20 protein-coding genes are annotated in these 26,384 nt (G+C 73.4%); 8 read left to right on the top strand and 12 right to left on the bottom strand.

Going from position 1 to position 26,384, the window contains the following annotated elements; all coding sequences use genetic code 11:
* Positions 1–96 precede the first annotated feature (96 nt).
* A complete protein-coding gene (locus tag ACIRPP_RS24800; protein WP_403646711.1) occupies positions 97–1,920 on the bottom strand; it encodes a gamma-glutamyltransferase family protein in 1,824 nt (607 codons plus the stop codon).
* A 170-nt stretch (positions 1,921–2,090) separates the two neighbouring features.
* On the opposite strand from ACIRPP_RS24800, the gene ACIRPP_RS24795 reads away from it, so the two are divergent.
* Positions 2,091–2,906: an SAM-dependent methyltransferase gene (locus ACIRPP_RS24795; RefSeq protein WP_403646708.1), complete on the top strand. Its 816-nt coding sequence runs from the start codon at positions 2,091–2,093 to the stop codon at positions 2,904–2,906.
* A 238-nt stretch (positions 2,907–3,144) separates the two neighbouring features.
* Here ACIRPP_RS24795 and ACIRPP_RS24790 read toward each other — a convergent pair whose 3' ends face one another.
* Positions 3,145–3,753 carry a TetR/AcrR family transcriptional regulator gene (locus ACIRPP_RS24790; RefSeq protein ID WP_403646705.1) on the bottom strand — a complete coding sequence of 203 codons (609 nt, stop codon included), beginning with the start codon at positions 3,751–3,753 and terminating at the stop codon, positions 3,145–3,147.
* Between the two features lie 95 nt (positions 3,754–3,848).
* Here ACIRPP_RS24790 and ACIRPP_RS24785 point away from each other — a divergent pair, with 95 nt between their 5' ends.
* From ACIRPP_RS24785 to ACIRPP_RS24775, 3 genes are all read left to right on the top strand, one after another.
* Positions 3,849–4,616, top strand: a complete 768-nt coding sequence (locus ACIRPP_RS24785) for an SDR family oxidoreductase (RefSeq protein WP_403646703.1) — start codon at positions 3,849–3,851, stop codon at positions 4,614–4,616.
* A gap of 283 nt (positions 4,617–4,899) precedes the next feature.
* Entirely contained in the window at positions 4,900–5,964 is a 1,065-nt protein-coding gene (locus ACIRPP_RS24780) for a biotin/lipoate A/B protein ligase family protein (RefSeq protein WP_403646700.1), read from the top strand.
* 213 nt (positions 5,965–6,177) lie between these two features.
* The gene (locus ACIRPP_RS24775) at positions 6,178–6,846 is read left to right on the top strand and encodes a hypothetical protein (RefSeq protein ID WP_403646697.1); all 669 of its coding nucleotides are present in this window, start codon (positions 6,178–6,180) and stop codon (positions 6,844–6,846) included.
* 22 nt (positions 6,847–6,868) lie between these two features.
* On the opposite strand, the gene ACIRPP_RS24770 is transcribed toward ACIRPP_RS24775, so the two are convergent.
* The 9 genes from ACIRPP_RS24770 to ACIRPP_RS24730 all read right to left on the bottom strand — a co-directional run bounded on the left by ACIRPP_RS24770 (position 6,869) and on the right by ACIRPP_RS24730 (position 17,931).
* Positions 6,869–8,407: an NCS1 family nucleobase:cation symporter-1 gene (locus ACIRPP_RS24770; RefSeq protein WP_403646694.1), complete on the bottom strand. Its 1,539-nt coding sequence runs from the start codon at positions 8,405–8,407 to the stop codon at positions 6,869–6,871.
* Between the two features lie 151 nt (positions 8,408–8,558).
* On the bottom strand, positions 8,559–9,581 hold the full coding sequence (locus ACIRPP_RS24765; protein ID WP_403646691.1) for a TIGR03842 family LLM class F420-dependent oxidoreductase: 1,023 nt from the start codon (positions 9,579–9,581) through the stop codon (positions 8,559–8,561).
* 11 nt (positions 9,582–9,592) lie between these two features.
* Positions 9,593–10,993: a dihydropyrimidinase gene (hydA, locus tag ACIRPP_RS24760; protein ID WP_403646688.1), complete on the bottom strand. Its 1,401-nt coding sequence runs from the start codon at positions 10,991–10,993 to the stop codon at positions 9,593–9,595.
* A gap of 118 nt (positions 10,994–11,111) precedes the next feature.
* The gene (locus tag ACIRPP_RS24755) at positions 11,112–11,954 is read right to left on the bottom strand and encodes a nitrilase-related carbon-nitrogen hydrolase (RefSeq protein ID WP_403646685.1); all 843 of its coding nucleotides are present in this window, start codon (positions 11,952–11,954) and stop codon (positions 11,112–11,114) included.
* 273 nt (positions 11,955–12,227) lie between these two features.
* Positions 12,228–13,799, bottom strand: coding sequence for a PucR family transcriptional regulator (locus ACIRPP_RS24750; protein WP_403646682.1), 1,572 nt, complete (start codon positions 13,797–13,799; stop codon positions 12,228–12,230).
* Between the two features lie 110 nt (positions 13,800–13,909).
* Positions 13,910–15,196 carry an aspartate aminotransferase family protein gene (locus ACIRPP_RS24745; protein ID WP_403646679.1) on the bottom strand — a complete coding sequence of 429 codons (1,287 nt, stop codon included), beginning with the start codon at positions 15,194–15,196 and terminating at the stop codon, positions 13,910–13,912.
* Positions 15,193–16,035: a nitrilase-related carbon-nitrogen hydrolase gene (locus tag ACIRPP_RS24740; protein ID WP_403646676.1), complete on the bottom strand. Its 843-nt coding sequence runs from the start codon at positions 16,033–16,035 to the stop codon at positions 15,193–15,195. Before ACIRPP_RS24740 ends, ACIRPP_RS24745 begins: the two co-directional genes overlap by 4 nt.
* A 191-nt stretch (positions 16,036–16,226) precedes the next feature.
* Positions 16,227–17,558, bottom strand: a complete 1,332-nt coding sequence (locus tag ACIRPP_RS24735; protein ID WP_403646850.1) for a hypothetical protein — start codon at positions 17,556–17,558, stop codon at positions 16,227–16,229.
* A 55-nt stretch (positions 17,559–17,613) separates the two neighbouring features.
* Positions 17,614–17,931, bottom strand: a complete 318-nt coding sequence (locus ACIRPP_RS24730; protein ID WP_403646674.1) for a helix-turn-helix domain-containing protein — start codon at positions 17,929–17,931, stop codon at positions 17,614–17,616.
* A 33-nt stretch (positions 17,932–17,964) separates the two neighbouring features.
* Between ACIRPP_RS24730 and map the strand changes: the two genes are divergently transcribed.
* Positions 17,965–18,732, top strand: a complete 768-nt coding sequence (map, locus tag ACIRPP_RS24725; RefSeq protein ID WP_403646671.1) for a type I methionyl aminopeptidase — start codon at positions 17,965–17,967, stop codon at positions 18,730–18,732.
* Between the two features lie 238 nt (positions 18,733–18,970).
* Positions 18,971–21,511, top strand: a complete 2,541-nt coding sequence (locus ACIRPP_RS24720; protein WP_403646668.1) for an ATP-dependent Clp protease ATP-binding subunit — start codon at positions 18,971–18,973, stop codon at positions 21,509–21,511.
* Positions 21,512–21,766: 255 nt separating this feature from the next.
* Here ACIRPP_RS24720 and ggt read toward each other — a convergent pair whose 3' ends face one another.
* Positions 21,767–23,575 (bottom strand): gamma-glutamyltransferase, encoded by a 1,809-nt coding sequence (ggt, locus tag ACIRPP_RS24715; RefSeq protein ID WP_403646665.1) that lies wholly within the window; start codon positions 23,573–23,575, stop codon positions 21,767–21,769.
* A 205-nt stretch (positions 23,576–23,780) separates the two neighbouring features.
* Here ggt and ACIRPP_RS24710 point away from each other — a divergent pair, with 205 nt between their 5' ends.
* Positions 23,781–24,539, top strand: coding sequence for a hypothetical protein (locus tag ACIRPP_RS24710; protein WP_403646662.1), 759 nt, complete (start codon positions 23,781–23,783; stop codon positions 24,537–24,539).
* 114 nt (positions 24,540–24,653) lie between these two features.
* The gene (locus ACIRPP_RS24705; protein ID WP_403646659.1) at positions 24,654–26,222 is read left to right on the top strand and encodes an alpha/beta fold hydrolase; all 1,569 of its coding nucleotides are present in this window, start codon (positions 24,654–24,656) and stop codon (positions 26,220–26,222) included.
* Positions 26,223–26,384: the final 162 nt, after the last annotated feature.

Below are 26,384 nucleotides of genomic sequence, written 5' to 3'. Positions count from 1 at the left end.
CATGAGACCATGCCCGCTTGACAAACCCCAGCGGCCCGGTGTGCTAGCGGCGACGGCCCGGCGAAAAATGGGCTGCCGGACCACCGGGGTATGGGCTCAGCGGCCCACCGCATAGCCCTGCATGCCGCGCGGGTTGGCGGCCGCGGAGAGCACGCCGGTCGCCGGGTCCCGGGCCACCGCGCACAGCCGGCCCTCCGACCAGGCGTCCGAGACGGTGACGTGGTGGCCGCGGCGCCGCAGCTCGCGGACGACCGCCGGGTCGGTGCGGGACTCGACGGTGACGCTGCCGGGCCGCATGCCGCGCGGGTAGAAGGATCCGGGGAAGCTGTCGTTGTGCCAGTTCGGGGCGTCGATCGCGCCCTGCAGGTCGAGTCCGCCGCGCACGGGCGGGCGCAGTGCGACGGCGAGGAAGAAGTGCAGCTGCCACTGGTCCTGCTGGTCCCCGCCGGGCGTGCCGAAGGCGAGGACGGGCCGGCCGTCGCGCAGGGCGATGCTCGGGCTGAGCGTGGTGCGGGGGCGGCGGCCGGGGGTGAGGGTGTTCGGCAGGCCCTCTTCCAGCCAGGTCATCTGCAGCCGGGTGCCGAGCGGGAAGCCCAGTTCGGGGACGACCGGGTTGGACTGCAGCCAGCCGCCGCTCGGGGTGGCCGCGATCATGTTGCCCCAGCGGTCGACGACGTCCAGGTGGCAGGTGTCGCCGCGGGTCGCGCCGTCCCCGGTGACCTCCGGTTCGCCGGGCACGGGGGACGTGGGGTGCTTGGCGACGGTGGGTTCGCCGACGCCGGGCGCGGCGGCGCGGGCGGCGTCGGCGGCGCCGCGGGCGTGGGAGCCCAGCCGCGGGGGGCGCCCGCCGGGGCTGCCGGGGCGCAGCACGCGGGAGGCGCGGTGGCCGACGCGGGTGCGGCGCTCGGCGTTGTACTCCGCGGAGAGCAGGTCGTCCAGCGGGACCTCGACGGCGTCGCCGTACCAGGCCTCGCGGTCGGCCATGGCCAGCTTGCAGCCCTCGATCAGCAGGTGCGTGTACGCGGCGGAGCCGGGGGGCGGCAGGTCGGGCGGGAGCAGCGCGAGCTGCTGCAGCAGGACCGGGCCCTGGCTCCAGGGGCCCGCCTTGCACACGGTCCAGTCCCGGAAGTCGTACGTCGCCGGGCTCTCGTAGGTCGCGGACCAGGCGGCGAGGTCGTCGACGGTGAGGGTGCCGCGGTGGCGTTCGCCGGTGGTGTCCAGGGTGGGCCGGGCGGCCTGCCGGGCCAGGGCCTCGGCTATGAAGCCGGTGCGCCAGACCTCCCGGGCGGCCTCGATCTGCGCCTCGCGGTCCCCCGCCCCGGCGGTCTCGGCGAGCATCCGCCGCCAGGTGGCGGCGAGGGCGGGGTTGCGCAGCGGGGTGCCGGGCCGCGGGGCGCGGCCGCCGGGCAGGTAGACCTCCGCCGACGACGTCCACTCCGTCTCGAACAGGTGCCGGACGGTCTCGACGGTCGCGCCGATGTTCTCCACCGGAGGGTGTCCGTGCTCGGCGTAGCCGACGGCGTACTTCAGGACGTCGGAGAGGTGCCTGGTGCCGTGGTCGCGCAGCAGCACCATCCACGCGTCGAAGGCGCCGGGGACGGCGGCGGCGAGCGGCCCGGTGCCGGGGACGAGGTCCAGGCCGAGGCCGCGGTAGTGGGCGGGGGTCGCTCCGGCCGGGGCCACGCCCTGCCCGCACAGCACCCGTACCTCCCCGCCGGCCGGGGCGAGCAGGATGGGGACCTCGCCGGCGGGGCCGTTGAGGTGCGGCTCGACGACATGCAGCACGAAGGCCCCGGCGACGGCCGCGTCGTAGGCGTTGCCGCCGTCCTCCAGCACGGCCATGGCGGACTGCGAGGCCAGCCAGTGGGTGCTGGACACCATGCCGAAGCAGCCCTGGAGGGTGGGGCGGGTGGTGAACATGCGGAGCAGGCTACCGATCACCGCGCGCGAGGCGAACCCCCGGCGGCCCGGGCGGGGGGCCGGCCGGGCGGGCGACCCGCGGACAACGCGAACTGAAGTGCGCGCCCCACCCGTTGGGGCATAGGTTGTGCTCGATCACCCGTGCCTCGGCTGAGAGATGGACCGTACCCATGAGCGACCCCGTGACCCCGCCCGGACCCTCGGCGCAGCAGAACATCGACACCTCGGTGCCGCACTCGGCCCGCATCTGGAACTACTGGCTGGGCGGCAAGGACAACTACCCCGTGGACGAGCAGGCGGGCGACGCGTACACCGCCGTCTTCCCGGGCATCGTCACCATCGCCCGCAGCAGCCGCGCCTTCCTGCGCCGCAACATCACGTACCTGGTCACCGAGGCGAAGATCCGGCAGTTCCTGGACATCGGCACCGGGCTGCCCACCGCCGACAACACGCACGAGGTCGCGCAGCGTCTCGCCCCCGAGACCCGGATCGTCTACGTCGACAACGACCCGATGGTCCTGGCCCACGCCCGTGCCCTGCTCTACTCGACGCCCGAGGGGGCGACCGCCTACGTCGACTCCGACGTGCGGGACCCGGAGCGGGTGCTGGCCGCCGCGGCCGACACGCTGGACTTCAGCCGTCCGACGGCGCTGATCCTCAGCAACATCCTGGGGCACATCCCGGACTACGAGCAGGCGCGCGGGATCGTCACCCGTCTGATGGCGGAGCTCCCCTCGGGCAGCTACCTGTCGATCAACGACGGCTCGCGGGGCATCGACCCGGTGTTCGAGCGGGCGCAGGACGCGTACAACGAGAGCGGCGCCGCCCCGTACATCCTGCGCTCCGTCGACCAGATCACCGCGTTCTTCGACGGTCTGGAACTGGTCGAGCCCGGTGTGGTGCCGGTGACCCAGTGGCGCCCGGCCCCGGACGGTCCGTCCCCGGAGCCGATCGGCGAGCACGGGGGGCTTGCCCGCAAGCCGTGACACCGTGACGATGCCCGGCCCCGGCCGCCTCTCCCTCGGGAGGCGGCCGGGGCTTCGTCGTGCCCGAGACGCGAGCCGCCGGGCTCAGCGCCGCGCCTGCCGCGGCGACGACCAGAAGGCGGATGAGGATCCGTCCGCCCTCTGAAGGCGCGGCCGGATCCCCCGCGCACCGCGGCTTCCGGGCGTGGGCAGCCACCGCCGGTGGCGAGGCCCGGCGGTCGTCGGGCCTGCCCGTCCCTCAGGTGTGGGGCCCGGGCCAGGCGGACATGGCGAATGCGGCTGTGCGCCGGAGTTCCTCCGTGGTGGCGCCGTCGCGTGCCTGCTGCGACATCCCCTGGATCACTGCGGCGAAGTAGACCGCCAGAGCACGCACGTCGGTTCCCTCTGCGAGCGACCCGCGGTCCCTCGCCCGCCGCAGGCGCTCCTCGAAGGAGCGGACGTTGGCCACTCTGCGGGCGCGCAGGTCCTGCTCGACATCGGCCGTCCGGGGCGAGCAATTGACTGCCGCGCTGATGATCAGACACCCCGCGGGACGGTCCGGAGCGGTGTAGGACACCGCCGCTTCGTCCAGCATCCTGGCGAACCCCACGCGAGGGTCGCTCTCCTGGTCCAGCGCCTGGTAGAGGAACGCGCCGAAGCTGTCGCCGTAGCGTTCGACGACCTCGTCGAACAGGGCCCGCTTGTCGCCGAAGGCCGCGTACAGGCTCGGCGGGGAGATGCCCATGGCGGCGGTCAGGTCCGCGACGGACGTGCCTTCGTAACCGTGCCGCCAGAACAGGAGCGTGGCCTGACGGAGGGCCGCCTCCCGGTCGAAACTCCGCGGTCGGCCGCGCTTGGTCGAGGTCATCCCTGAATTTTACAGCGATCGCTAGGAAATTAGCGTAGGCTCATCTTTACGTAGCGATCGCTACAAAATACTCTCGCCTACACAGAGGAGAAGTCATGGGTGCTCTGACGGGCCGGACGGCACTGGTCACGGGCGGCAGCCGCGGAATCGGGCGCGCGGTCGCCGAGCGCCTCGGCGTCGAGGGCGCGCTGGTGGCCGTGCACTACGGCCGCGACGCCGCAGCCGCCGACGAGGTCGTCGGCGCCGTCCGCGCCGGGGGCGGAAGGGCGTTCGCCGTGCGGGCCGACCTGAGCGGCCCCGAGGGCGTGGCGGCCCTCTGGGAGGGCTACGACCGGCAGGTCCTGGAGCACTCGGACGACGCCGGCCTCGACATCCTGGTCAACAACGCCGGCATCTCCCCGCGCGGCGAGATCGAGGAGACCACTGCCGAGGCTTTCGACGCGGCCGTCGCCGTCAACATGCGCGCGCCGTTCTTCCTCACCCAGCAGGGCCTCAAGCGCCTGCACGACGGCGGGCGCGTCATCAACATCTCCTCCGGAGCGACCCGGATCGCGCTCCCCGACATCATCGCGTACGCGATGACCAAGGGGGCCGTGGACGTCTTCACCCTCACCCTGGCCAAGACACTCGGCCCGCGCGGCATTACCGTCAACGCGGTCGCGCCCGGCATCATCGACACCGACATGAACGCCACCTGGCTGCGCGGCAACGAGGCCGCCCAGAGGGCCGCGGCCGGTCAGTCGGCGCTCGGCAGGGTCGGCCGCCCCGACGACGTGGCCGACGTGGTCGCCTTCCTCGCCTCCGACGAGGCGCGCTGGGTGACGGGACAGGTCATCGACGCCACGGGCGGATCGCAGCTCTGACCGCACCCTTCGGGGCACCCACGCCCTCCCGGCGGAAACCGGCCCGCTGACCGCGGAGTTGACCTCCCCCGGCCTGCGAACCGGACAGCGGACCAGTTGCTGCTCCTCGCCCGACGGGGTCGGGCCGGGCGCTTGAGAAAAGTCGCTGCTCCGGGGCCGGCGTCACGACGGCGGCGGCCCCGGACGCGGTGAAGGTCACCGGGAACAGCCCGCCCGCGTCCCGCGTTGACGTGGACGGCCGGGCCCGTCGGGCCGCCCGCGGTCGGAGTGGAAGGCGTCAGACGTGCACGGTGAGTACAAGGTTCCCGGCGGCAAGCTGGTCGTGGTGGACGTCGAGGTGGAGGACGGGGTGCTGCGCCACATGCGGGTGGCGGGTGACTTCTTCCTGGAGCCGGACGAGGCCCTCGACGCGGTGAACCGCGCCCTGGAGGGCGCTCCCGCAGAGACGGACGCGGCCGGGCTGGCGGCGCGGATCGAGGCGGCCCTGCCCGCGGGGACCGTGATGTACGGGCTGACCTCGGAGGGCATCGCCATCGCCGTGCGCCGGGCGCTCGCGCACGCCACCGACTGGACGGACTACGACTGGCAGCTGATCCACGAGGGCCCCCAGGATCCGGCGCTGCACATGGCGCTGGACGAGGTGCTGACGGCGGAGGTCGCCGCGGGCCGCCGTCCGCCGACGCTGCGGGTGTGGGAGTGGGCCGCGCCCGCGGTGATCATCGGCAGCTTCCAGTCGCTGCGCAACGAGGTGGACGCCGAGGGGGCGCGCCGGCACGGCATCGAGGTCGTGCGCCGGATCTCCGGCGGCGGGGCGATGTTCGTGGAGCCCGGCAACACGATCACCTACTCGCTGTCGGTGCCGGAGGCGCTGGTGCAGGGGCTGTCGTTCCAGGACAGCTACGCCTATCTCGACGACTGGGTGCTGGGCGCTCTGGGGGACATGGGGATCCGGGCGTGGTACCAGCCGCTGAACGACATCGCCACCGACCAGGGCAAGATCGCCGGTGCGGCGCAGAAGCGGCTGGTGGGGTCCGGCGGCGGGCCGGGTGCGGTGCTGCACCACGTGACGATGGCCTACGACATCGACGCGGACAAGATGCTCGACGTGCTGCGCATCGGGCGGGAGAAGCTGTCCGACAAGGGCACCGGCAGCGCGAAGAAGCGGGTGGATCCGCTGCGCCGGCAGACCGGGCTGGCCCGCGAGGCGGTCATCGAGCGGATGATCGACTCCTTCGGGGACCGCTACGGCCTCACCGCCGGCAAGGTGACCGACGAGGAGCTGACCCGGGCCGCGGAACTGGCGCGGGAGAAGTTCGCCTCCGACGCGTGGACGGCGCGGGTGCCCTGACCCGCCCGGCGGACCCGCGGCTCGACGACCCCGCACACATATCCGCTGTTCACAGGGTTAAGTAGGACAAACACGGGCGCTGTTCGGTGCGTTGCTGTCATCGCCCCCCTACGGAGCGAGTTCGCCCTTCCGCCCCACCGGGACTCGTGTGAGACTGGCCGTCCCGTCCGCAGTGCGGACCTCCTCCGCACCGTCCCCCACGAGAAGTGCGCCGTGCGTTCCTTGCCTCTGCCGCTCGCCCTCACCGCACGTCTGTCGCCGGTGGTCGTCCTCGCCGCGGCCGGCTGGGCGCTGTCGTCCGGTCCCCTGGCGGCGCCGCAGGCTGCCGAGAACAAGCCGGTCGAGAAGACGCAGACCCAGTCCGCTCCCGGCCCGTCGACGACGCAGGAGTCGAAGACGTACACCGCCGCGCCCGCGCCCTGCGGGGCGCTGGCCGCCAAGAGCGTCAAGTCCCTCGTGCCGGGGGCGAAGACGGCCGGCAAGGAGATCGCGTCGACCGACTCCAAGCTGCGCCGCACCTGTTCCTGGAACGCGCTCAAGGGCTACGAGTACCGCTGGCTCGACGTGTCGTTCGAGGTGCTGGCCTCCGACGAGGCGGCGGAGCGCAGTTACGGGTCGCGGGTGGAGGAGAAGAGCGGCGGCGGCGAGGTCCCCGGGCTCGGTGACGAGGCGTACTCCGTGGTGAATCTGACCACCGAGGACAAGCAGCAGACCCGGGAGGGCGTGGTGCTGGCCCGTGCCTCCAACGCGCTGGTCGTCGTCACGTACAACGGCAGTGACTTCGAGTCGAAGAAGGCCCCGTCCACCGACGAGATCAACAAGGGTGCCATCAAGGCCGCCAAGGAAGCGGTGGCCGCGCTGCAGAACGGCGCCAAGGGCTGACCCCGGGCGCCGTCCCGGCCGTTCACCCCTCGCGCCGCACGCCCTCCCGGCCACGGCCGGTGGCCGTCATCAGCACCAGGTACAGGACCATCGACGTGCCCAGGCCCACCGCCCAGCCGTAGTCGGCCAGCGGCGCGAGCGCCGGCAGGGGGCGCCCGTCGATGATGGGGTCGAAGTCGGCGCCGCCGACGGCGAGGACACCGCCCACCCCGAAGGCGGCCACCGCCCGCCAGTTCCAGCCGCCCTCGTACCAGTAGCGGCCGCCCGTGCGGTACAGGTCGACGAGGTCGAGCCGGGCGCGGCGCAGCAGCCAGTAGTCGGCGATGAGGATGCCCGCGACGGTGCCGAGCAGGCCGCCGACCAGGCCGAGCCAGGTGAAGATGTAGCCCTGCGGGTCGGAGTACAGCTTCCACGGGAAGATCAGCACCGCCAGCACGCAGGTGATCAGCGCGCCCGCGCGGAAACTGACCTTGCGCGGGGCGACGTTGGAGAAGTCGAAGGCGGGTGAGACCAGGTTCGCCGCGATGTTCACGGACAGGGTCGCCACCAGCACGGTGACCAGGGCGAAGAGCAGGCCGACGGTGTTGTCCGTCTTGGCGGCGAGCTGCACCGGGTCCCAGATGGCCTCGCCGTAGACGGCCTGGCTGCCGGAGGTGACCATGACGGACAGGAACGCGAACAGCGTCATGGTGGTGGGCAGCCCCAGGGCCTGGCCCCAGGTCTGCGCCTTCTGGCTCTTGCCGTAGCGGGTGAAGTCCGGGATGTTCAGCGACAGGGTGGACCAGAAGCCGATCATGCCCATCAGGGCCGGGGCGAACAGGGTCCAGAAGTCCGGGCCCCAGCCGAGCCGGGAGGGCTGGTCGAGCAGCGGGCCGAAGCCGCCCGCCTTGTCGCTCATCCACCACAGCATCACGAAGGCGCCGACGAGCACGAAGGGCGCCGCCCAGTTCTCGAAGCGGCGGATGGTCTCCATGCCGCGGTAGATGATGGCGACCTGGATCGCCCAGAAGATCGCGAAGGACAGCCACATGGTCCAGGCGTAGCCGCCGAACGTCGCCGCGTTCGTCCAGCCGTCGCCGATCAGCTTGCCGGCGAGGAAGTAGATGGCCTCGCCGCCGATCCAGGTCTGGATGCCGAACCAGCCGCACGCCACCAGCGCCCGGACGACGGCGGGGAGGTTGGCGCCGCGGATACCGAAGGAGGCGCGCGCGAACACCGGGAAGGGGATGCCGTACTTGGGGCCGGCGTGCCCGGTGAGCAGCATCGGGACCAGCACGATGACATTGGCCAGGGCGATGGTGAACACCGCCTGCTTCCAGTCCATGCCGACCGCGATGAGTCCGGAGGCCAGCGTCCAGGAGGCGGTGTTGTGGGCCATGCCGACCCACAGCGCGGAGAAGTTGTACGTGGTCCAGGTGCGGCGCCGTACGGGTACCGGCAGCAGGTCGGCGTTGGCGTAGCGGCCGCTCGGGGCGGTGGCGTCCGGGGCGAGCTCCACCCGCCCGTCGGCGAGGGTGACCTGGGACGCGGCGGGTATGGCGGTGGGAGCGGTGTCGGTCATGGGCGGGCCCCTCGGATGAGGCGGGACGGGACAGGGCCGTGCGGGTGCGCGCCGATGGGGGGTGGGGCCGGGGAGCGTCCCGGCGGCCCCCTTCCCCGGGCTGTGGGAAGGGGGAGACGCGTGGGAGGTGGCCGGAGGCCGGCGGTGCAGGTCAGCCGGCGAGGGCCGGGATGATCCGCTCGCCGTAGGCGTCGATCACGGCCTCCTGCGCGTCGTGCATGTCGTAGACGGCGAACTGGTCGACGCCGAGCGCGCGCAGGGCCTTCAGCTTCTCGATGTGCTTCTCGGCCGGGCCGATGAGGCAGAACCGGTCGACGATCTCGTCGGGGACGAACTGCGTGTCCGGGTTGCCGCTGCGTCCGTGGTGGGAGTAGTCGTAGACCTGGCGGGACTTGATGTAGTCGGTGAGTTCGTGCGGGACGACGCTGCCGTCGGCGCCGTACTTGGACACCAGGTCGGCGACGTGGTTGCCGACCATGCCGCCGAACCAGCGGCACTGCTCGCGGGCGTGGGCGAGCGCCTCGGGCGAGTCGTCGGCGGTGACGTAGGCCGGGGCGGCGACGCAGACGGTGACCTCGGCGGGGTCGCGGCCGGCGGCGACGGCAGCGTCCTTGACCGCTTTGACCATGTACTCGGTGAGGTAGAGGTCGGCGAGCTGCAGGATGAAGCCGTCGGCCTCCTCGCCGGTCATGCGCAGCGCCTTGGGTCCGTAGGCGGCCATCCACACCGGCAGGCGGGCGTCCGGGCCGATCCAGGGGAAGCGGACGACGGTGCCGCCGCCGAGGTCGGCCTCGCCGCCGCTCGCGAGGGTGCGGATGACCTTCATGGCGTCGCTGATGCGGGCCAGCGTGTTGGGGGCGCGTCCGGCGACGCGCATCGCGGAGTCGCCGCGGCCGATGCCGCAGACGGTGCGGTTGCCGTACATGTCGTTGAGGGTGGCGAAGGTGGAGGCGGTCACCTCCCAGGTGCGGGTGCCGGGGTTGGTCACCATGGGGCCGACCGTCAGGGTCGTGGTGTTCGCGAGGATCCGGCTGTGGATGACGAAGGGTTCCTGCCACAGCACGGCGGAGTCGAAGGTCCAGCCGTGGGTGAAGCCGTTGCGCTCGGCGCGCTGCATCAGGTCGACGACCCGCGAGGCCGGCGGGTCGGTCTGCAGGACGAGTCCGAAGTCCATGCGCACCACTCCTAGGTGAGGTACTGACAGGTGGAACGAGGGGTGTAGGCGCCGTGCCCGGCGCGCCCGGTGTACTCCCGCTCGGTGATGACGGGCACCCCGCGCGAGAGGACGGTCTCGACGCGGCCGGTGATGCGTTTGCCCTCGTACGCCGAGTAGTCGACGTTCATGTGGTGCGTCTCGGCGGACAGCACCTGCTCGGCGCCCGGGTCGTAGATGACGACGTCGGCGTCGGCGCCGGGGGCGAGGGTGCCCTTCTTCGGGTACAGGCCGAACATCCGGGCCGGGGTGGCGCAGGCGATCTCGATCCAGCGGCGGCGGGAGATGTGCCCGTCGACCACGGCCTGGTGCAGCAGGTCCATGCGGTGCTCCACGCCCGGCAGCCCGTTGGGGATCTTGGAGAAGTCGCCGCGGTCGAGCTCCTTCTGGCCCACGAAGCAGAAGGGGCAGTGGTCGGTGGAGACGACCTGGAGGTCGTTGGTGCGCAGGCCCCGCCACAGGGACGCCTGGTGCTCCCTGGGCCGCAGCGGCGTGCTGCACACGTACTTGGCGCCCTCGAAGTCCGGTTCGGCGAGGTTGTCGGTGGACAGGAACAGGTACTGCGGGCAGGTCTCGCCGAAGACGTTCAGGCCGTCGTCGCGGGCCCGGGTCAGTTCGGCGACCGCCTCGGCCGCCGAGACGTGCACCACGTACAGCGGGGCGCCGGCGACCTGGGCGAGCCGGATGGCGCGGTGGGTGGCCTCGGCCTCCAGCAGCGCCTTGCGGACCTCGCCGTGGTGGCGGGGGTCGGTCTCGCCGCGGGCCAGGGCCTGCTGCACCAGGACGTCGATGGCGATGCCGTTCTCGGCGTGCATCATGATCAGGCCGCCGTTGTCGGCGGAGCGCTGCATGGCCCGCAGGATCTGCCCGTCGTCGCTGTAGAAGACGCCCGGGTAGGCCATGAACTGCTTGAAGCTGGTGACCCCTTCGTCCACCAGGAGATCCATCTCCTTGAGCGTGTCGTCGTTCACGTCGGAGACGATCATGTGGAAGCCGTAGTCGACGGCGCAGTTGCCCTCGGCCTTGGCGTGCCAGGCGTCGAGGCCCTCGCGCAGGGAGTGGCCGACGCTCTGCACCGCGAAGTCGACGACGGTGGTGGTGCCGCCCCAGGCGGCGGCCCGGGTGCCGGTCTCGAAGGTGTCGGAGGCGAAGGTGCCGCCGAACGGCAGCTCCATGTGGGTGTGCGCGTCGACGCCGCCCGGCAGGACGTACTTCCCGGTGGCGTCGAGGGTGCGGTCGGCGGTGAAGGCCCCGGCGGCGGGGGTGCCGGTGGCGGCGAGGGCGGCGATGCGGCCGTCCTCGATCAGGACGTCGGCGTGGATCTCGTCCGAGGCGGTGATGACGAGTCCACCCCGGATGACGGTACGGCTCATGCGTGCACGCTCCGCTGGGTCGTGGTCGGACGGTGCGGGCCGCCGGGGGCCGGCGGCGGGGTCCCCGGCGCCCGCGCACGGGTGGCGTCGCGTGCGCGGGCGCCGGGTACCGGGACGGTCAGGGCGCGGTGAGCGGGGGGTAGGCGTCCGGGCGGCGGTCGCGGTAGAACTGCCAGCGGTCGCGGACCTCGCGCAGCTTGGCCATGTCCAGGTCGCGGACGACGAGTTCGGTCTGCTTGTCGCTGGCGACCTCGCCCACGAACTGCCCCTCGGGGTCGGCGAAGTACGACGTCCCGTAGAAGTCGTTGTCGCCGAGTTCCTCCACTCCGACCCGGTTGATCGCGCCGACGAAGTACTCGTTGGCGACGGCAGAGGCCGGCTGCTCCAGCTGCCAGAGGTAGGCGGACAGACCCCGGGAGGTGGCCGAGGGGTTGAACACGATCTCCGCGCCGGCGAGTCCGAGTGCCCGCCAGCCCTCGGGGAAGTGGCGGTCGTAGCAGATGTAGACGGCGATGCGGCCCGCCTTGGTGTCGAACACGGGCCACCCGAGGTTGCCCGGGCGGAAGTAGAACTTCTCCCAGAAGCCCTTCACCTGCGGGATGTGGTGCTTGCGGTACTTGCCGAGGTAGGAGCCGTCCGCGTCGATGACCGCCGCGGTGTTGTACAGCACGCCCGGCTGTTCCTCCTCGTACATCGGCAGGACGAGGACGAGGCCGAGTTCCCTGGCGAGGGCCTGGAAGCGCTTGACGATCGGGCCGTCGGGGATGCGCTCGGCGTACTCGTAGAACGCGGGGTCCTGGACCTGGCAGAAGTAGGGCCCGTAGAACAGCTCCTGGAAGCACAGTACGGAGGCGCCCTGGGCGGCGGCGTCGCGGGCGGCCTGCTCGTGGACCTGGATCATCGACTCCTTGTCGCCGGTCCAGGCGGTCTGGAAGACGGCGGCACGGATCACTGGGCTCATCGGGACCTCCGGTCGCTCGGTGTCCGGTGAGCCTAGGAACGCGGGCGGTGCGCGGTGAGTTGCACCGTGTCACGTCTGCGGGGGCGCGGCATGTCACCGTGTCACCTTCCCGACTGCCATGGTTTCCACCGCCGTTGCCGCCGTTGCCGCCGTGCCGATGCTGCCGTGTACCGCCGTCGTTGCCGTGTGCCGCCGTCGCTGCCGTTGCCGCCGTCGTTGCCGCCGTCGTTGCCGTTGCCGGCGTCGTCGCCGTGTCGCCGCCGTCCGGGCCGGTCACTGCTGTTGCGCGTCGTGCGCGAGGAGCGCGATGTGCACCGAGGCGGCCTGCTCGAAGTCGTCCAGGTCCACCCCGAGGCGGGCCTGTATCGCCTCCAGGCGACGGTAGAGCGCGGGCCGGGACACGTGGTGCAGCTGGGCGGTGCGGGACTTGTTCCGGCCGGTGGCGAGGTAGGTCCGCAGCACGGACAGCAGGTCCTCGTCCGGTTCCGCCAGCAGGCCGTCCAGCTCCCGCTCCGCGAACGACTGCACCTCCGGGTCGTCGCGCAGCAGCCGGACCAGGCCGCGCAGGTGCACGTCCCGGAGCCGCACCACGGCGGGCAGGTCCAGCGCGGCGGTGGACCCGGCGACGGCGTCCGCGACGTGCCGGGCCTCGCGCAGCCCGGCAGGGACGTCGTCGAAGGCGGTGCGCGCCCCGGCCGCCGCCACCACGGCCGGGGCTGGGCCCCCGGTGCGCAGCCGGGCCGCGAAGTGGGCGGTGAGCGCGTCGGCGTCCTGGTCGCGGGCGAGGCTCAGCAGCACCGCGCTGGTGCCGTCGGTCAGTTCGGCGACGATCCCGGACAGCCCCAGCAGGCGCAGGACCCGGTCGAGCCCGGAGGGGGTGAGGCCGCGCACGACGAGCGGCACGAAGGTGCGCCGGTTGACCGGCAGCCCGGCCGCGCGGGCCCGGGGCAGCAGCTGCCGGGCCGGTACGACGCCGCTGACCAGGTCGGTGAGCAGGCTCTGCGCCGACTGTTCCTCCCAGGAGCAGTCGGTGGTGCCGCCGAGCATGCGGTGCAGGACGAGTGCCTCGGCGGCCCGGTCGGCGAGCAGGCGTCCGGTCGCGGTGTCGCCGCGGTAGCCGCACAGCACGATCCGGCCCCACCGCTCCCCGCGCCCGCCGAGTTCGGCGCGGATCCAGCCGTCGCCCTCGCCGCCGCCGGCCTGGCGGGCGACGCGTTCCCAGTCCCGCAGCACGTCGTCGACGGCCGGGCGCTCCCCCGCGGTGCCCAGGACGCGGTGGGCGAGGTTGGCGACGACGACGGGGCAGCCGCTGTGCCGGGCGACCTCGTCGAGCAGGCGTTGCAGGGGCGCACCGGCGGTGATCAGCGCGGTGAGTTCGGTGCGGACGGCCTCGGAGAGGCTGACGGCGGCGAACTTGCGCCGCACCAGCCGGGACTGCACCTCCTCGGTCAGCTGGGCGAACGGGGAGGGCCGGTGGAGCACCACGAGCGGCAGGCCGCAGCGTTCGGCGACCCGGCGCATCACGTCCGGCGGGGAGGGGAAGGCCCGGCCGAGTCCCAGGACCACCGCGGAGGCCTCGGCGCGGTGCATGGAGCGCACGTACTCGGCCTGCTTGTCCTCGTCGCCGGCGAGCAGCACGCCGGTGGTGAGCACCATCTCGCCGCCGCTGAGCATCACCCCCACGTCGGCCGCCTCGGCGACGTGCACCCAGCGCACCGGCCGGTCCAGCAGGCCCGCCCCGGCCACCACCTCGGGCTCCCCGGCGAGCACCCGTTCGAGCGCGAGGACCTGCCGGACCGACAGGGCCGGGGCCGGTGCTTCCCAGGACTGCGAGGCGGTGGTCATGGCGGGTGTCCCCTCGGTCGGTGGCCGCGTGATCGGTGTGCCGGCTGGGCTCTTCGTTTGGATCAGGCCGGACCCCGCTCCCTGATCCGGCATGATCCGAACGAGAGGCCCTAGAGGAGGCTGCGCAGGGCCTCCTCCAGGATCGCGGCGCCCTCCTCGGCCTCGGCGACGTTCAGGGACAGCGGCGGGGCGACGCGCAGGCAGCTCGTGTCGTGGCCGCCGCCCTTGCCGATGAGCAGTCCCCCGGCCCGGGCCGCCTCCAGCACGGCGGACGCGGCCTGCGGGTCGGCCTCGTCGGTGCCGGGCCGGGTCAGCTCGATGCCGATCATCAGCCCCCGTCCGCGCACCTCCCGTACGGCCGGCACGTGGGCGGCGGCGGCGCGCAGCCGTTCGATGAGCATTCCGCCGACCCGCCGGGCGTTGCCCTGGAGGTCGTGTTCGAGGTGGTAGGTGAGGTTGGCGAGACCGGCGGCCATGGTGATCTGGGTGCCGCCGAACGTGGAGATGCTGTTGGCGTCCAGGCAGTTCATGATCTCGGCGCGGGCGACGACGCCGCCGATGGACATGCCGTTGCCGATGCCCTTGGCGAAGGTCAGCATGTCGGGCGGGCCGTTGCGGCCGTGGGCCTGCCAGCCCCAGAAGTGCTCCCCGGTGCGGCCCCAGCCGGTCTGCACCTCGTCGGAGATCCACAGGATGCCGTGCCGGTCCAGCACCTCGCGGAACGCCGCGTACAGGCCGTCGGGCGGGGAGGTGAAGCCGCCGACGCCCTGGATCGGTTCGGCGATCAGGGCGGCGGGCGGACGGGTGTGGCCGAGCAGGTCCTTCAGGTCGTCGACGCAGGCGGCGACGAAGTCGTAGTCGTCCAGCGCGGCGAACGGTCCCCGGCCGCGGACGCCGCCGTGCACGTACAGCGTCTGCAGCGGGGACATCGACGTCGGCGACCAGCCGCGGTTGCCGGTGATCCCGACGGCACTGAAGGAACGGCCGTGGTAGCTGTTGCGCATGGCGAGGACGGTGTTGCTGCGCCGGTAGGTGGTGGCGAGCAGCAGGGCGGCGTCGTTGGCCTCGGTGCCGGAGGTCGTGAAGAACACCCGGGCGTCCGGGATGCCGCTCAACTGGGCGATGCGTTCGGCGAGTTCCACCATCGGCCGGTTGAGGTAGAGGGTGGAGGAGTGCACGATGCGCCCGGCCTGGTCGGCGACCGCCTTGGTCACCTCGGGCAGTGCGTGGGCGGTCATGGTGGTGAGGATGCCGCCGAAGAAGTCGAGGTACCGGTTGCCGTCGGAGTCCCAGACGTGGCGTCCCTCGCCGTGGGTGATCTCGATGGGCTCCTCGTAGTAGAGGGCGAGCCAGTCGGGGAGCACCGAGCGGTGGCGTCCCAGCAGGTCGTCGGTCACGGCCGCACCAGCCCTTCGTAGGCGTCGGGACGGCGGTCGCGGTAGAAGGCCCACTGCTGCCGCACCTCCTCGATGAGGTCGAAGTCCAGGTCGCGGACCACGAGTTCCTCGTTGCTGTCGCTGGCGACGCCGCCGACGAACTGGCCGCGCGGGTCGACGAAGTACGAGGTGCCGTAGAAGTCGTTGTCCCCGTACTCCTCCCGGCCGACACGGTTGATGGCGGCGACGAAGTACTCGTTGGCGACGGCGGCGGCCGGCTGCTCCAGCTGCCACAGGTAGGACGACAGGCCGCGGTGGGTGGCCGAGGGGTTGTAGACCAGCTGCGCGCCGTTGAGGCCGAGCTGGCGCCAGCCCTCGGGGAAGTGGCGGTCGTAGCAGATGTAGACGCCGACCTTGCCGACGGCGGTGTCGAAGACGGGCCAGCCGAGGTTGCCGGGCTTGAAGTAGAACTTCTCCCAGAAGCCCTTGACCTGCGGGATGTGGTGCTTGCGGTACTTGCCGAGGACGGTGCCGTCGGCGTCGATCACGGCGGCGGTGTTGTAGTAGAAGCCCGTCTGCTCCACCTCGAACACCGGCACGACGATCACCATGCCGGTCTCCCGGGCCAGCTCGCGCATGCGGCGGGTGGTCGGCCCGTCGGGCACCGGTTCCGCCCAGCGGTAGTGCTCCGGGTCCTGGACCTGGCAGAAGTAGGGGGCGTTGAAGACTTCCTGGAACCCGATGATCCGCGCGCCCCGCCGGGCCGCCTCCCGGGCGTGCTCCTCGTGTTTCGCCAGCATGGACTCGGTGTCGCCGGTCCAGGTCGCCTGGACCAGAGCGGCACGTACGACGTTGGCCATGAGCTGCTCCTTCGACGCGGCGTCAGCGCCTCTACGCCCGTAGAAACGGTCGTAGAGGGACGAACGTAAGCCTCTCGGACGTCCTTGCCAAGACCATCGTCCTGCGGGCCGGTCAGTCCCCGCGGTTTCGCACTCCGGTGGGTGAGTCGCCGGGCCCGCGGGCGGGCGCGTGCGGCCGGTCCCGGCGCCGGTCAGGCGGTCGCTCCGGCGACCCGGAGGGCGTGCAGGACGTCCCAGTGCCGCTCGTCCGAGACGCCCCGGGCGGCGGCCAGCAGCAGGGGCACCAGCCGGGGCGGGTCGAGGGCGGCGCTGCGGGCGGCCTCCTGCGGGGTGCGCATCCGGACGTAGGCGTCGAGCAGGGCCCGCACGTCGTGGTGGCGGCCGTCGGCGGCGAGGCCGAGGACCTCCCGGGCGACGGCCTCGGCGGGCCGGACGACACCCTGCCGGAGGACCTCCCGCGCGTCCTCCGCCAGGCCGGCCGCGGTCAGCGCGCCGGCCACGGCGGCCAGCCGGCCCAGGGGCAGGGAGGCGGCCTCCCACAGCAGCGTCGTCCAGTCCGCCTCCAGCCCGGCCGCCCGCAGCCCCGCCGCGAGCAGCGGGAAACGGACCGCGGGCCACTGTGCCGCCTCGGCCAGCAGGGCGTGCGCGGCCCCGCTGCGTCCCTCGGCCCGGCGGCGGGCCAGCAGCCGGGCGGTGTGTGCGACGGCCTCCCGGTCCGCGGCCGAGGGCTGCGGGGCGGGGGTGCTCCCGGGCGGGCCCTGCCCCGCCGGTGCCTCCTCGGCGGCGCCGGCGAAGCGCGCGCCTCGGGGGCCGCGCCCGGGAGCGGGGGCGTGGGGCGCGAGCTGCGGCAGGGCGCCGGGCGGCACGGCCCGGGCGGCGGACCCCTCCTCCCCGGCCCCGGCGAACCGGGCGCCGCCCCGCCGGGGCTTGGGGGGCGGAGCGGGCGGTGGGGAGTGCGGTGGTGCGGGGGCGCCCGGGGCGGCGGGGCCGGCCGCCCCCGGCTCCGGGCGCGGGGCCCGGTCGTCCAGGGCCGCCAGCCGCGCCCGGAGTTCCGCGCAGCGGGCCGTGGCGCGGGTGTGGTCGTCGTGGGCCCAGGCGAGGCCGGCGCGCAGGGGCCCGGCCTCCTCGGGGGTGGCGGCCCGGGTCAGCCGGAGGTTCAGCCGGGCCCGGCGTTCGGCGGCGTACCTGCGCTCGCGGAGCGTCACGTCGAGGCGGTCGCTCAGCGCGTCCCGGGCGCCGGGGCGGGCGTCGTGCGCGGCGCGGGCGGCGGCGTACAGGGTGCGGGCCCGGTGGGTCTCGGCGTCGGCGGCCGCGACGCCGTGGACGGCGGCGACGTCCTGGAGGAGCGCCTGGAGGACGTCCCAGGGCGGCAGTTCACGGCCGTCGAGGCAGGCCCGCATGCCGTCCGGGTCCCGTTGCCGGAACACCGCCCACCACCCGCCGGAGCCGTCCAGCCGCGCCACCAGTGCGTGCAGGTAGTCCGTGAACTCCCGGACAGAGTCCGGGAGTTGTTTCGCCACCATCGCCAACCCCCGCCAGAACTGGAGCACTTAGCTCCGTCAGGCAACACCAGACGTGTTACGTCCGCGCTACGGGGAGTTTTCCGGCGGTCACGGATGTGCCGGGCCGCCCGGGCCAGGCGGCGAGCGGCAGCTCCGGCGAGCACTGCCGGAGCAGGTCGTCCAGCGACAGTCCGAGCTCCGCGGCCAGCGCGGCCACGGTGAAGAACGCGGGGGTCGGGGCCCGGCCGGTCTCGATTTTGCGCAGGGTCTCCGGCGAGAGGCCGGCACCCGTCGCCACTTCGGTCATGCTGCGGTCGCCGCGCGCCTCGCGGAGCAGCCGGCCGAGCCGCTCGCCGCGCCTGCGCTCTTCCGGGGTCAAAGGGGTGCGCACCATGTCACCCATTCTAATACCGGTATAGTAATTGGCATGGTGGAGCTGAAGACCCCGGCATCGATCGATGCCATGTACGAGACGGGCCAGGTCGTCGCGGGCGCGCTGACTGCCGTGCGGAAGGCGGCGGGCGTCGGCGTGCCGCTGCTGGAGCTGGACGAGGTCGCACGGGACGCGCTGCGGGCGGCGGGGGCGGACTCCCCGTTCCTGGGTTACCGGCCGTCCTTCGCCCCGACCCCGTTCCCGGCGGTGCTGTGCACGTCGGTCAACGACGCGATCGTGCACGGGATCCCGACGGGATACCGGCTGCGCGACGGCGATCTGGTGTCCGTCGACTTCGGCGCCCACCTGGGCGGCTGGGCCGGCGACTCCGCGCTCAGCTTCGTCGTCGGCACCCCGCGCCCGGCGGACCTGCGGCTGATCGAGACCGCGGAGCGGGCCCTCGCGGCCGGTGTCGCGGCGGCCGTCGTCGGCAACCGCATCGGCGACATCGCGCACGCCATCGGCACCGTGTGCCGGGGCGCGGGCTACGGCATCCCGCAGGACTTCGGCGGGCACGGCATCGGCCGCCGCATGCACGAGGACCCGTCGGTGCCGAACGAGGGGCGGCCCGGCCGGGGCATGCGCCTGCGCGCCGGGCTGGTCCTCGCGATCGAGCCGATGGTGATCGGCGGCGGCACCGACGCGTACCACGCCGACGCCGACGGCTGGACGCTGCGCACCGACGACGGCTCACGCGCCGCGCACGCGGAACACACGGTGGCGGTCACCGAGGACGGCCCCCGGATCCTGACGGCGCGCTGACGGGCCGGGCCCGCCCGCCCCCGGGGTGCCGCCCCGGGGCGATCGTGCGAAGGTGACGAGGTGGGCGCCCTCGGCGTCCCAGGGACACGCATGACACGGCAGCCCCGTGTGTAACCGGGACCCGGCCGGGCACCCGCGTCCGGACCGGTACGTCGAGCAGTGAGCGCGCCCCGGGGTCCTTCGGTCCCGGCTCCGCCCGCCCCAGGGGGGATCCCGCGAGGCGCCGGAACGGATCGCCATGACCAGCGGGTTCACAGGTCCGCAGGGCTACGGCTCGGACCCCTTCGGAGAATTCCTCGCCCGGTTCTTCGGTGGGCCGCGCCCCCGGCAGATAGACATCGGGCGGCTGCTGAGCCGGCCGGCCCGGGAACTGGTGCGCGGTGCCGCCCAGTACGCCGCCGAGCACGGCAGCCGGGACCTGGACACGCAGCATCTGCTGCGGGCCGCCCTCGCCAGTGAGCCGACCCGCAGTCTGCTCAGCCGGGCGGGCGCGGACCCCGACGCGCTGGCGTCGCAGATCGACGAGCGGTCCGGCCCCGCCCAGCACGCGCCGGACGCCGCTCCCCCGCCGACGTCCCTGTCCCTGACCCCGGCCGTCAAGCGGGCCCTGCTGGACGCGCACGAGCTGGCGCGGGCCAACGGCGCGGGCTACATCGGCCCGGAGCACGTGCTCGGCGCGCTCGCCGCGAACCCCGACTCGGCGGCCGGTCACATCCTGAACGCGGCCCACTACACGCCCGCCCCGCCCCCGTCGGAGGCACCGGAGGGGCCCCCGACGCGCGCCGAGCGGCCGCGTCCCGCCACCGGCACGCCCACCCTGGACAAGTACGGGCGCGACCTGACGGAGCTGGCCCGCGAGGGCCGCATCGACCCGGTGATCGGCCGGGAGGAGGAGATCGAGCAGACCGTCGAGGTGCTCTCCCGGCGCGGCAAGAACAACCCTGTGCTGATCGGCGACGCGGGGGTCGGCAAGACCGCCGTCGTGGAGGGGCTGGCCCAGCGCATCGCCGACGGGGACGTGCCCGACGTACTGCTCGGGCGGCGCGTCGTCGCCATGGATGTGACGGCCGTGGTGGCCGGGACCCGCTACCGGGGCGACTTCGAGGAGCGGATGACGGCCATCGTCGACGAGATCCGCAGCCACTCCGACCGGCTGATCGTCTTCATCGACGAGCTGCACACGGTCGTCGGCGCCGGGGGCGGCGGCGAGGGCGGGTCGCTGGACGCCGGGAACATCCTCAAGCCGGCCCTGTCCCGGGGCGAGCTGCACGTCGTGGGCGCCACCACCCTGGAGGAGTACCGCAAGATCGAGAAGGACGCGGCGCTCGCCCGGCGCTTCCAGCCGATCCTGGTGCCCGAGCCCCGCCCCGCCGACGCCGTCGAGATCCTGCGCGGCCTGCGCGACCGGTACGAGGCCCACCACCAGGTGCGCTACACCGACGAGGCGCTGGTGGCGGCCGTGGAGCTGTCCGACCGCTACCTCAGTGACCGGCGTCTGCCCGACAAGGCCATCGACCTGATCGACCAGGCCGGTGCCCGGGTGCGGCTGCGGGCCCGGACCAAGGGCACCGACGTGCGCGCCCTGGAGCGCGAGGCCGAGCAGCTGACCTGCGACAAGGACCAGGCGGTCGCGGACGAGCAGTACGAGCGGGCGACCGAGCTGCGGGACCGCATCGCGGAGCTGAAGCGCCGGATCGAGGAGGCCGGCGGCGGCGCGGAGGTGGACGAGGGCCAGGATCTGGTGGTGGACACGGAGGCGATCGCCGAGGTGGTGTCCCGGCAGACCGGCATCCCGGTCAGCCGCCTCACCGAGGAGGAGAAGTCCCGGCTGCTGCAGCTCGAACAGCACCTGCACCAGCGGGTCGTCGGCCAGGACGAGGCCGTGCGGGTCGTCTCGGACGCGGTGCTGCGCTCCCGCGCCGGGCTCGCCAGCCCGGACCGGCCGATCGGCAGCTTCCTGTTCCTCGGCCCCACCGGTGTCGGCAAGACCGAACTGGCCCGCGCGCTCGCGGAGGCGCTGTTCGGCAGCGACGACCGGATGGTGCGGCTCGACATGAGCGAGTACCAGGAGCGGCACACCGTCAGCCGGCTGGTGGGCGCGCCGCCCGGGTACGTCGGCCACGAGGAGGCCGGGCAGCTGACCGAGGTGGTGCGGCGGCACCCGTACTCGCTGCTGCTGCTCGACGAGGTGGAGAAGGCCCACCCGGACGTCTTCAACGTCCTGCTCCAGGTCCTCGACGACGGCCGGCTGACCGACGCGCAGGGCAGGACCGTGGACTTCACCAACACGGTCATCGTGATGACCAGCAACCTCGGCTCGGAGGCGATCACCCGGCGGGGCGCGACGCTCGGGTTCGCGTCGGGCGGCACGGAGGCCGACGAGGAGGCGCGGCGCGAGCAGATCCTGCGGCCGCTGCGGGAGCACTTCCGGCCCGAGTTCCTCAACCGGATCGACGAGGTGGTGGTGTTCCGCCAGCTCATCCCCGAGGAGTTGCGCCTGATCACCGACCTGCTGCTGGAGTCGACGCGTCGCGGGCTCAAGGGCCAGGGCATCGGCGTGGAGTTCACCGAGGCGGCCGTGGACTGGCTGGCCCGGCGCGGCTACCAGCCCGAGTACGGGGCCCGGCCGTTGCGCCGCACCATCCAGCGGGAGGTCGACAACGAGCTGTCCCGGCTGCTCCTGGACGGCACGCTCCGGGAGGGCGGCCGGGTCACGGTCGACGCGGAGGACGGGCGTCTCGCCTTCCGCGTCGCGCAGACCCCGGCGCCGGAGCTGTGAACCGGCCGCAGGGCGGGGCCCGTTCCGCCCGGGAGTGGGCCCCGCGGCTCTGAGCCGTGTCTTTCGGAACACTCCGACTCGGATCGACGGCGCCTTGACAGTTGCCGGTGAGCGGGGCTTGGTGCGTGCAGCTGCAAGGCGGAGGAGGGCGCCGATGCGGAGCATCGGCAACCGACGACAACGCGGCTGGGGGTGCCCCCTCCGGGGGAGTGCGTGCCGAGCCCCGCGGCCCCGGGGTGCTCCGAAAGACACGGCCTAGCGTCGGGGCCGGACCACCATGGCCGAGCCGCCGCCCCGGCGCTCGGGTTCGGCGGCGGCGAGCCAGGCGCCGCCGGGCAGGCGTTGGACGGCCGTGGCGGCGCCGATCTCCGGGTTCCGGGTGAAGGAGTGCCCGATCGCCTCCAGCCGCTGCCGGACCGCATGGTCGTACAGGCCCGGTTCGAGGTCGGTGCGGGCCGTGTTGCGCTGGCTGGCGCGGGGCGCGGCGATCGCGTCGGCCAGCGGCAGCCCGCGGTCGAGGAATCCGGTCAGGGTCTGCAGCACGGTCGTGATGATGGTGGAGCCGCCGGGTGATCCGAGGGCCACCACGGGCCGGTCGTGGCGGTCCAGGACGATCGTCGGGGAGATCGAGGAGCGGGGCCGCTTGCCGGGGCCGGGCAGGTTCGGGTCGTGGACGGCGGGGTTCGCGGGGGCGAAGGAGAAGTCGGTCAGCTCGTTGTTGAGCAGGAAGCCCCGGCCGGGGACGGTGATGCCGCTGCCGCCGGTCTGCTCGATGGTGAGGGTGTAGGCGACGACGTTTCCCCAGCGGTCGGCTGTGGTGAGGTGCGTGGTGCTCTCGCCCTCGTACGTCGTCGGGGCGGGGGTGCCGCGTGCCGCGCAGGGCTCGGGGTCGCGCGGGTCGCCGGGGGCGAGCGGGCTGGTGAGGACGGCGTCGTCCTTGATGAGGCAGGCGCGGCTGTCGGCGAACCGCTGGGAGAGCAGTTCGCGGGTCGGTACGTCCTCGAAGGCGGGGTCGCCGGCCCAGCGGCCGCGGTCGGCGAAGGCGATGCGGCTCGCCTCGATGAGGCGGTGGAGGTAGCGGGTCTCGCCGGCCCTGGACAGGTCGGTGCGCTCCAGGATGTTGAGGGCCTCGCCGACCGTGGTGCCGCCGGAGGACGACGGCGCGATGGAGTAGACGTCCAGGCCGCGGTACGAGGTCTTCGTCGGGGGCTGGACCTTGGCGCGGTAGGCGGCGAGATCGCGGGCGGACAGGTCGCCGGGGCGGGCGTTCCAGCCGGAGTCCGGGTCCACGGGCGGCTTGTCGACCGTGTCGACGATGTCCCGGCCGATGGCGCCCCGGTAGAGGGCGTCGACGCCCTTGCGCCGCAACTCGGCGTAGGTGCGGGCGAGATCGGGGTTCTTGAAGGTGGAGCCGACGGCCGGGAGGTCGCCGCCGGGCAGGAACAGCTCTGCCGTGTCCGGGAAGTACCGGAAGCGGGTCTCGTTGGCGGCGGTCTGGGAGCGGAAGGTGGCGTCGACGGTGAAGCCCTCGCGGGCCAGCCGCTCGGCGGGCTTCAGAACCGTCCCGAGCCCTTTGCGGCCCCACGCGTCCAGCGCCCGCTGCCAGGTGGCGGGGGTGCCCGGGGTGCCGACGGCGAGGCCGCTGCTGACGGCCTCGGCGAACGGAATCGGCTCGCCGTCCTCCAGGAAGAGGTCCCGGCCGGCGCTCAGCGGGGCGGTCTCGCGGCCGTCGAGGGTGTGCACGGAGCGGGTCCGGGCGTCGTAGTAGACGAAGTAGCCCCCGCCGCCGATGCCGGCCGAATAGGGCTCGGTCACGCCGAGGGCGGCTGCCGTGGCGACGGCCGCGTCGACGGCGTTGCCGCCCTTGCGCAGGACCTCGATGCCGGCCGCGGAGGCGTCGGCGTCGACGCTGGAGACGGCGCCGCCATGTCCGACGGCCACCGGGACCTTTGCGGGCGGCGGGCCGGTGTCGTGCGGGCCGGCGTGCGGCGCGGCGGCGCCCACCGAGACCACGGCGGCGGAGACCGCGAGGACGGCCAGTTTCCGTGCGACGGGACGACGCATGCGCACCTCCGGTGAGGGACCGTTGGCGCAGCCTACGACGTCGCCATGCTCCCGTCAGGAACGCCTCGCCGGGCGATGCGGTGGTGCCGGGCCGGTTCCCGGGGCGTCCGGTGGCGGGCCACGGCCGTCGCGCGCCTCGGTGCGGCACCGGCCGGCCGGGGTGGGTCGAACACGGGTTTGCCGGGGACCGCTAGCATGCGCGCCCATGACGGACGACATACGCAATGTGGTGCTGGGTGTGGTGATCGCCGCCGTGGTCGGCGCCGCGCTGGGCTGGATGGCCCGCACGTATCTGTACCGGCGCAGGCTCCGGCGCAAGCAGGCGTTCTTCGGGCTGCCGGAGAACGCCGAGTCGCTGCTCGTCGTCAACCGGGACCCGGCGACGGCGGAACCGGCGGTGCACCGCTTCGACGTGTTCTCGCTGCTCGAACTCTCCGCGCTGATCAAGGAGTGCGGGGCGAACGTGCAGGTGGTGACGCAGGACACGGCCCATCAGGGCTTCGGTGAGCGTACCGAGTTCTGCGTCGGCGGCCCGGGGACGAACCGCCGGATGGTGGCGCACATGGCGGCCATGCTGCCGGGGGTGCGGGTGAACGTGGATCCGGAACCGGGCCCGGACCGGGGCGCGTTCCAGATCGGCGGCGAGCGCTACCGGATGGAGCCGGGGGTCACCGAGTACGTGCTGCTGGCACGGCTGACGGCCGGGGACCGGCGGGAGGCACGGCCGGTGTTCCTGTTCTGCGGGCAGCGGGCGATCACCAACCAGGCGGCGACCCGGTATCTCGCGCGCCATCATGAGCGGCTGGCCCGCAAGCACGGCCAGAGCTCGTTCGTCCTGCTGCTGAAGGTGGTCAACTCCCAGGCGTACGGGCCCGACGTGGTCGAGCTGGTCGGGGACGTGACCCGGGCCGCGCAGGCTCCGCTGCCGGTTCCGGCCGAACGCGGGGCGCACCGCGCGTCCTGACCCCTCCACCTCTCAACATTCTTTACTGGCACGTAACTTACCGACGGGTTACCTCGGACCGGCGCCCGAGGTTACCGTCTGGTCACTTTGCACTGACACGAGTGAGGAGTGACCGTGCGACGACCTCGCAGGGCCCTGCGCACCACCGCCGTGGGCGCCGCCTCGGCGACCCTGATCGCCGGGAGCGCACTCGCGGTCGCCCCCGCCGCCCACGCGGCGCCGCACCCGGTCCGCTTCGTCGACATCACCGGCGACGGCGGCACCGTGCTCAAGGCCAACGTCGTCACCCCGGCCGCGGCCGGCGACGGCCGCCGCCACCCGCTGCTCGTGCTGCCCACCAGCTGGGGCTTTCCGCAGGCCGAGTACCTGGCCCAGGCCCAGCGGCTCGCCGACTCCGGGTACGTGGTGGTGAGCTACAACGTGCGCGGCTTCTGGCAGTCCGGCGGACAGATCGACGTCGCCGGGCCCGCCGACACCGCCGACGCCTCCCGGGTGATCGACTGGGCCCTCGCACACACCCCCGCCGACCCCGCCCGCATCGGCATGGCGGGCGTCTCCTACGGCGCCGGGATCAGCCTGCTGGCCGCCGCGCACGACCGGCGGGTCAGAGCGGTCGCCGCGCTCAGCGGCTGGGCCGACCTGATCGAGTCGATCTACTCCGAGCGGACCCAGCACGTGCAGGCCGCCGCCGTCCTGGACGGCGTGGGACGTCTGACCGGCCGCCCGAGCCCCGAAATCCGCCGCATCTTCGACGCCCTCTACGCCTCCGACCTGTCCCGGGAACAGGAGATGATCGCCTGGGGCAAGGTCCGCTCCCCCGCGACGTACGTGGACCGGCTCAACGACAGCGGCGCGGCCGTCATGCTCGCGGGCGCCTGGGGCGACACCGTGTTCCCGCCCAACCAGTACGCCGACCTCTACGAGAAGCTGTCCGGCCCCAAGCGGCTCCAGCTGCGCCCCGGCGACCACGCCACCCCGGAGCTGACCGGCCTGTTCGGGCTGCCCAACGACGTCTGGACCGACACCCGGCGCTGGTTCGACCACCACCTGCGGGGGATCGCCAACGGGGTCGGGGCCGAGCAGCCGGTCCGCCTCACGTCCCGCTCGTCCGGCCGCCACGAGACCTACCCGGACTGGAAGTCGGTGGCCGCGACCAGCCGCAAGATCGAGCTGGGGGGCAGCACCACCATCCGCACGAACGTCAACTCCGGTGCGGACGGCGGCGTCGTCTTCCTGTCGAGCATCCTCGACCAGGTGGCCCGGCTGCCCCCGATGGCGTGGGTGCCGCTGCTGCCCCGCCGCTGGGCGGCCGTGTGGCAGTCGGAGCGGTACCCGACGGTCCGGCAGGTGCGCGGCACGCCGCGGCTGCACACCACCCTCACCCCGACCGCCGCCAGCGGCACCTTCATCGCCTACCTGTACGACGTGGGGCCGCTCGGGGTCGGCCGGCTGGTCAGCAGCGCGCCGTACACCTTCCACGGGCGAACTCCCGGCCGGGCGTTCGGCGTGGACCTGGAGCTGTTCGCGACGGCCTACGACGTGCCGGCCGGGCACCGGCTCGCCCTGGTCGTCGACACGGTCGACCCGCTCTACATCGAGCACAACCCGTCCGGCGCGCAGCTGACCTTCTCCTCGCCGGCCCACGACCCGTCGTACGTGTCGGTGCCGCTGGGCGAGCAGTGATCTCCGGCTGCGGCCGGACGGGACTGCCGATGTGGCCGCCACCCGACGGGCGCGGGGCGGTGGGCCCCTCCCGGCGGCAGCGTCCCCGCTCCCGGTGCGAAGTCCCCTCCTCCACCGGGGCGGAGGAGCCATCGTAGTCGAGGTCCGGGCGGGCGGACGGCT

The organism is Streptomyces sp. NPDC101219, from assembly GCF_044767675.1.
GTDB lineage: Bacteria > Actinomycetota > Actinomycetes > Streptomycetales > Streptomycetaceae > Streptomyces.
The sequence above is the reverse complement of the archived record's forward strand: the minus strand, read 5'-3'. Positions and strand labels throughout refer to the sequence as shown.

Bases quoted from the DNA above. Each gene is read 5' to 3' on its own strand.
- ACIRPP_RS24730 (WP_403646674.1), bottom strand. From the start codon at position 17,931: ATGGTGCGCACCCCTTTGACCCCGGAAGAGCGCAGGCGCGGCGAGCGG.
- ACIRPP_RS24735 (WP_403646850.1), bottom strand. From the start codon at position 17,558: ATGGTGGCGAAACAACTCCCGGACTCTGTCCGGGAGTTCACGGACTAC.
- ggt (WP_403646665.1), bottom strand. From the start codon at position 23,575: ATGCGTCGTCCCGTCGCACGGAAACTGGCCGTCCTCGCGGTCTCCGCC.
- ACIRPP_RS24795 (WP_403646708.1), top strand. From the start codon at position 2,091: ATGAGCGACCCCGTGACCCCGCCCGGACCCTCGGCGCAGCAGAACATC.
- ACIRPP_RS24710 (WP_403646662.1), top strand. From the start codon at position 23,781: ATGACGGACGACATACGCAATGTGGTGCTGGGTGTGGTGATCGCCGCC.
- ACIRPP_RS24740 (WP_403646676.1), bottom strand. From the start codon at position 16,035: ATGGCCAACGTCGTACGTGCCGCTCTGGTCCAGGCGACCTGGACCGGC.
- ACIRPP_RS24755 (WP_403646685.1), bottom strand. From the start codon at position 11,954: ATGAGCCCAGTGATCCGTGCCGCCGTCTTCCAGACCGCCTGGACCGGC.
- hydA (WP_403646688.1), bottom strand. From the start codon at position 10,993: ATGAGCCGTACCGTCATCCGGGGTGGACTCGTCATCACCGCCTCGGAC.
- ACIRPP_RS24785 (WP_403646703.1), top strand. From the start codon at position 3,849: ATGGGTGCTCTGACGGGCCGGACGGCACTGGTCACGGGCGGCAGCCGC.
- ACIRPP_RS24765 (WP_403646691.1), bottom strand. From the start codon at position 9,581: ATGGACTTCGGACTCGTCCTGCAGACCGACCCGCCGGCCTCGCGGGTC.
- map (WP_403646671.1), top strand. From the start codon at position 17,965: ATGGTGGAGCTGAAGACCCCGGCATCGATCGATGCCATGTACGAGACG.
- ACIRPP_RS24770 (WP_403646694.1), bottom strand. From the start codon at position 8,407: ATGACCGACACCGCTCCCACCGCCATACCCGCCGCGTCCCAGGTCACC.
- ACIRPP_RS24800 (WP_403646711.1), bottom strand. From the start codon at position 1,920: ATGTTCACCACCCGCCCCACCCTCCAGGGCTGCTTCGGCATGGTGTCC.
- ACIRPP_RS24790 (WP_403646705.1), bottom strand. From the start codon at position 3,753: ATGACCTCGACCAAGCGCGGCCGACCGCGGAGTTTCGACCGGGAGGCG.
- ACIRPP_RS24750 (WP_403646682.1), bottom strand. From the start codon at position 13,799: ATGACCACCGCCTCGCAGTCCTGGGAAGCACCGGCCCCGGCCCTGTCG.
- ACIRPP_RS24720 (WP_403646668.1), top strand. From the start codon at position 18,971: ATGACCAGCGGGTTCACAGGTCCGCAGGGCTACGGCTCGGACCCCTTC.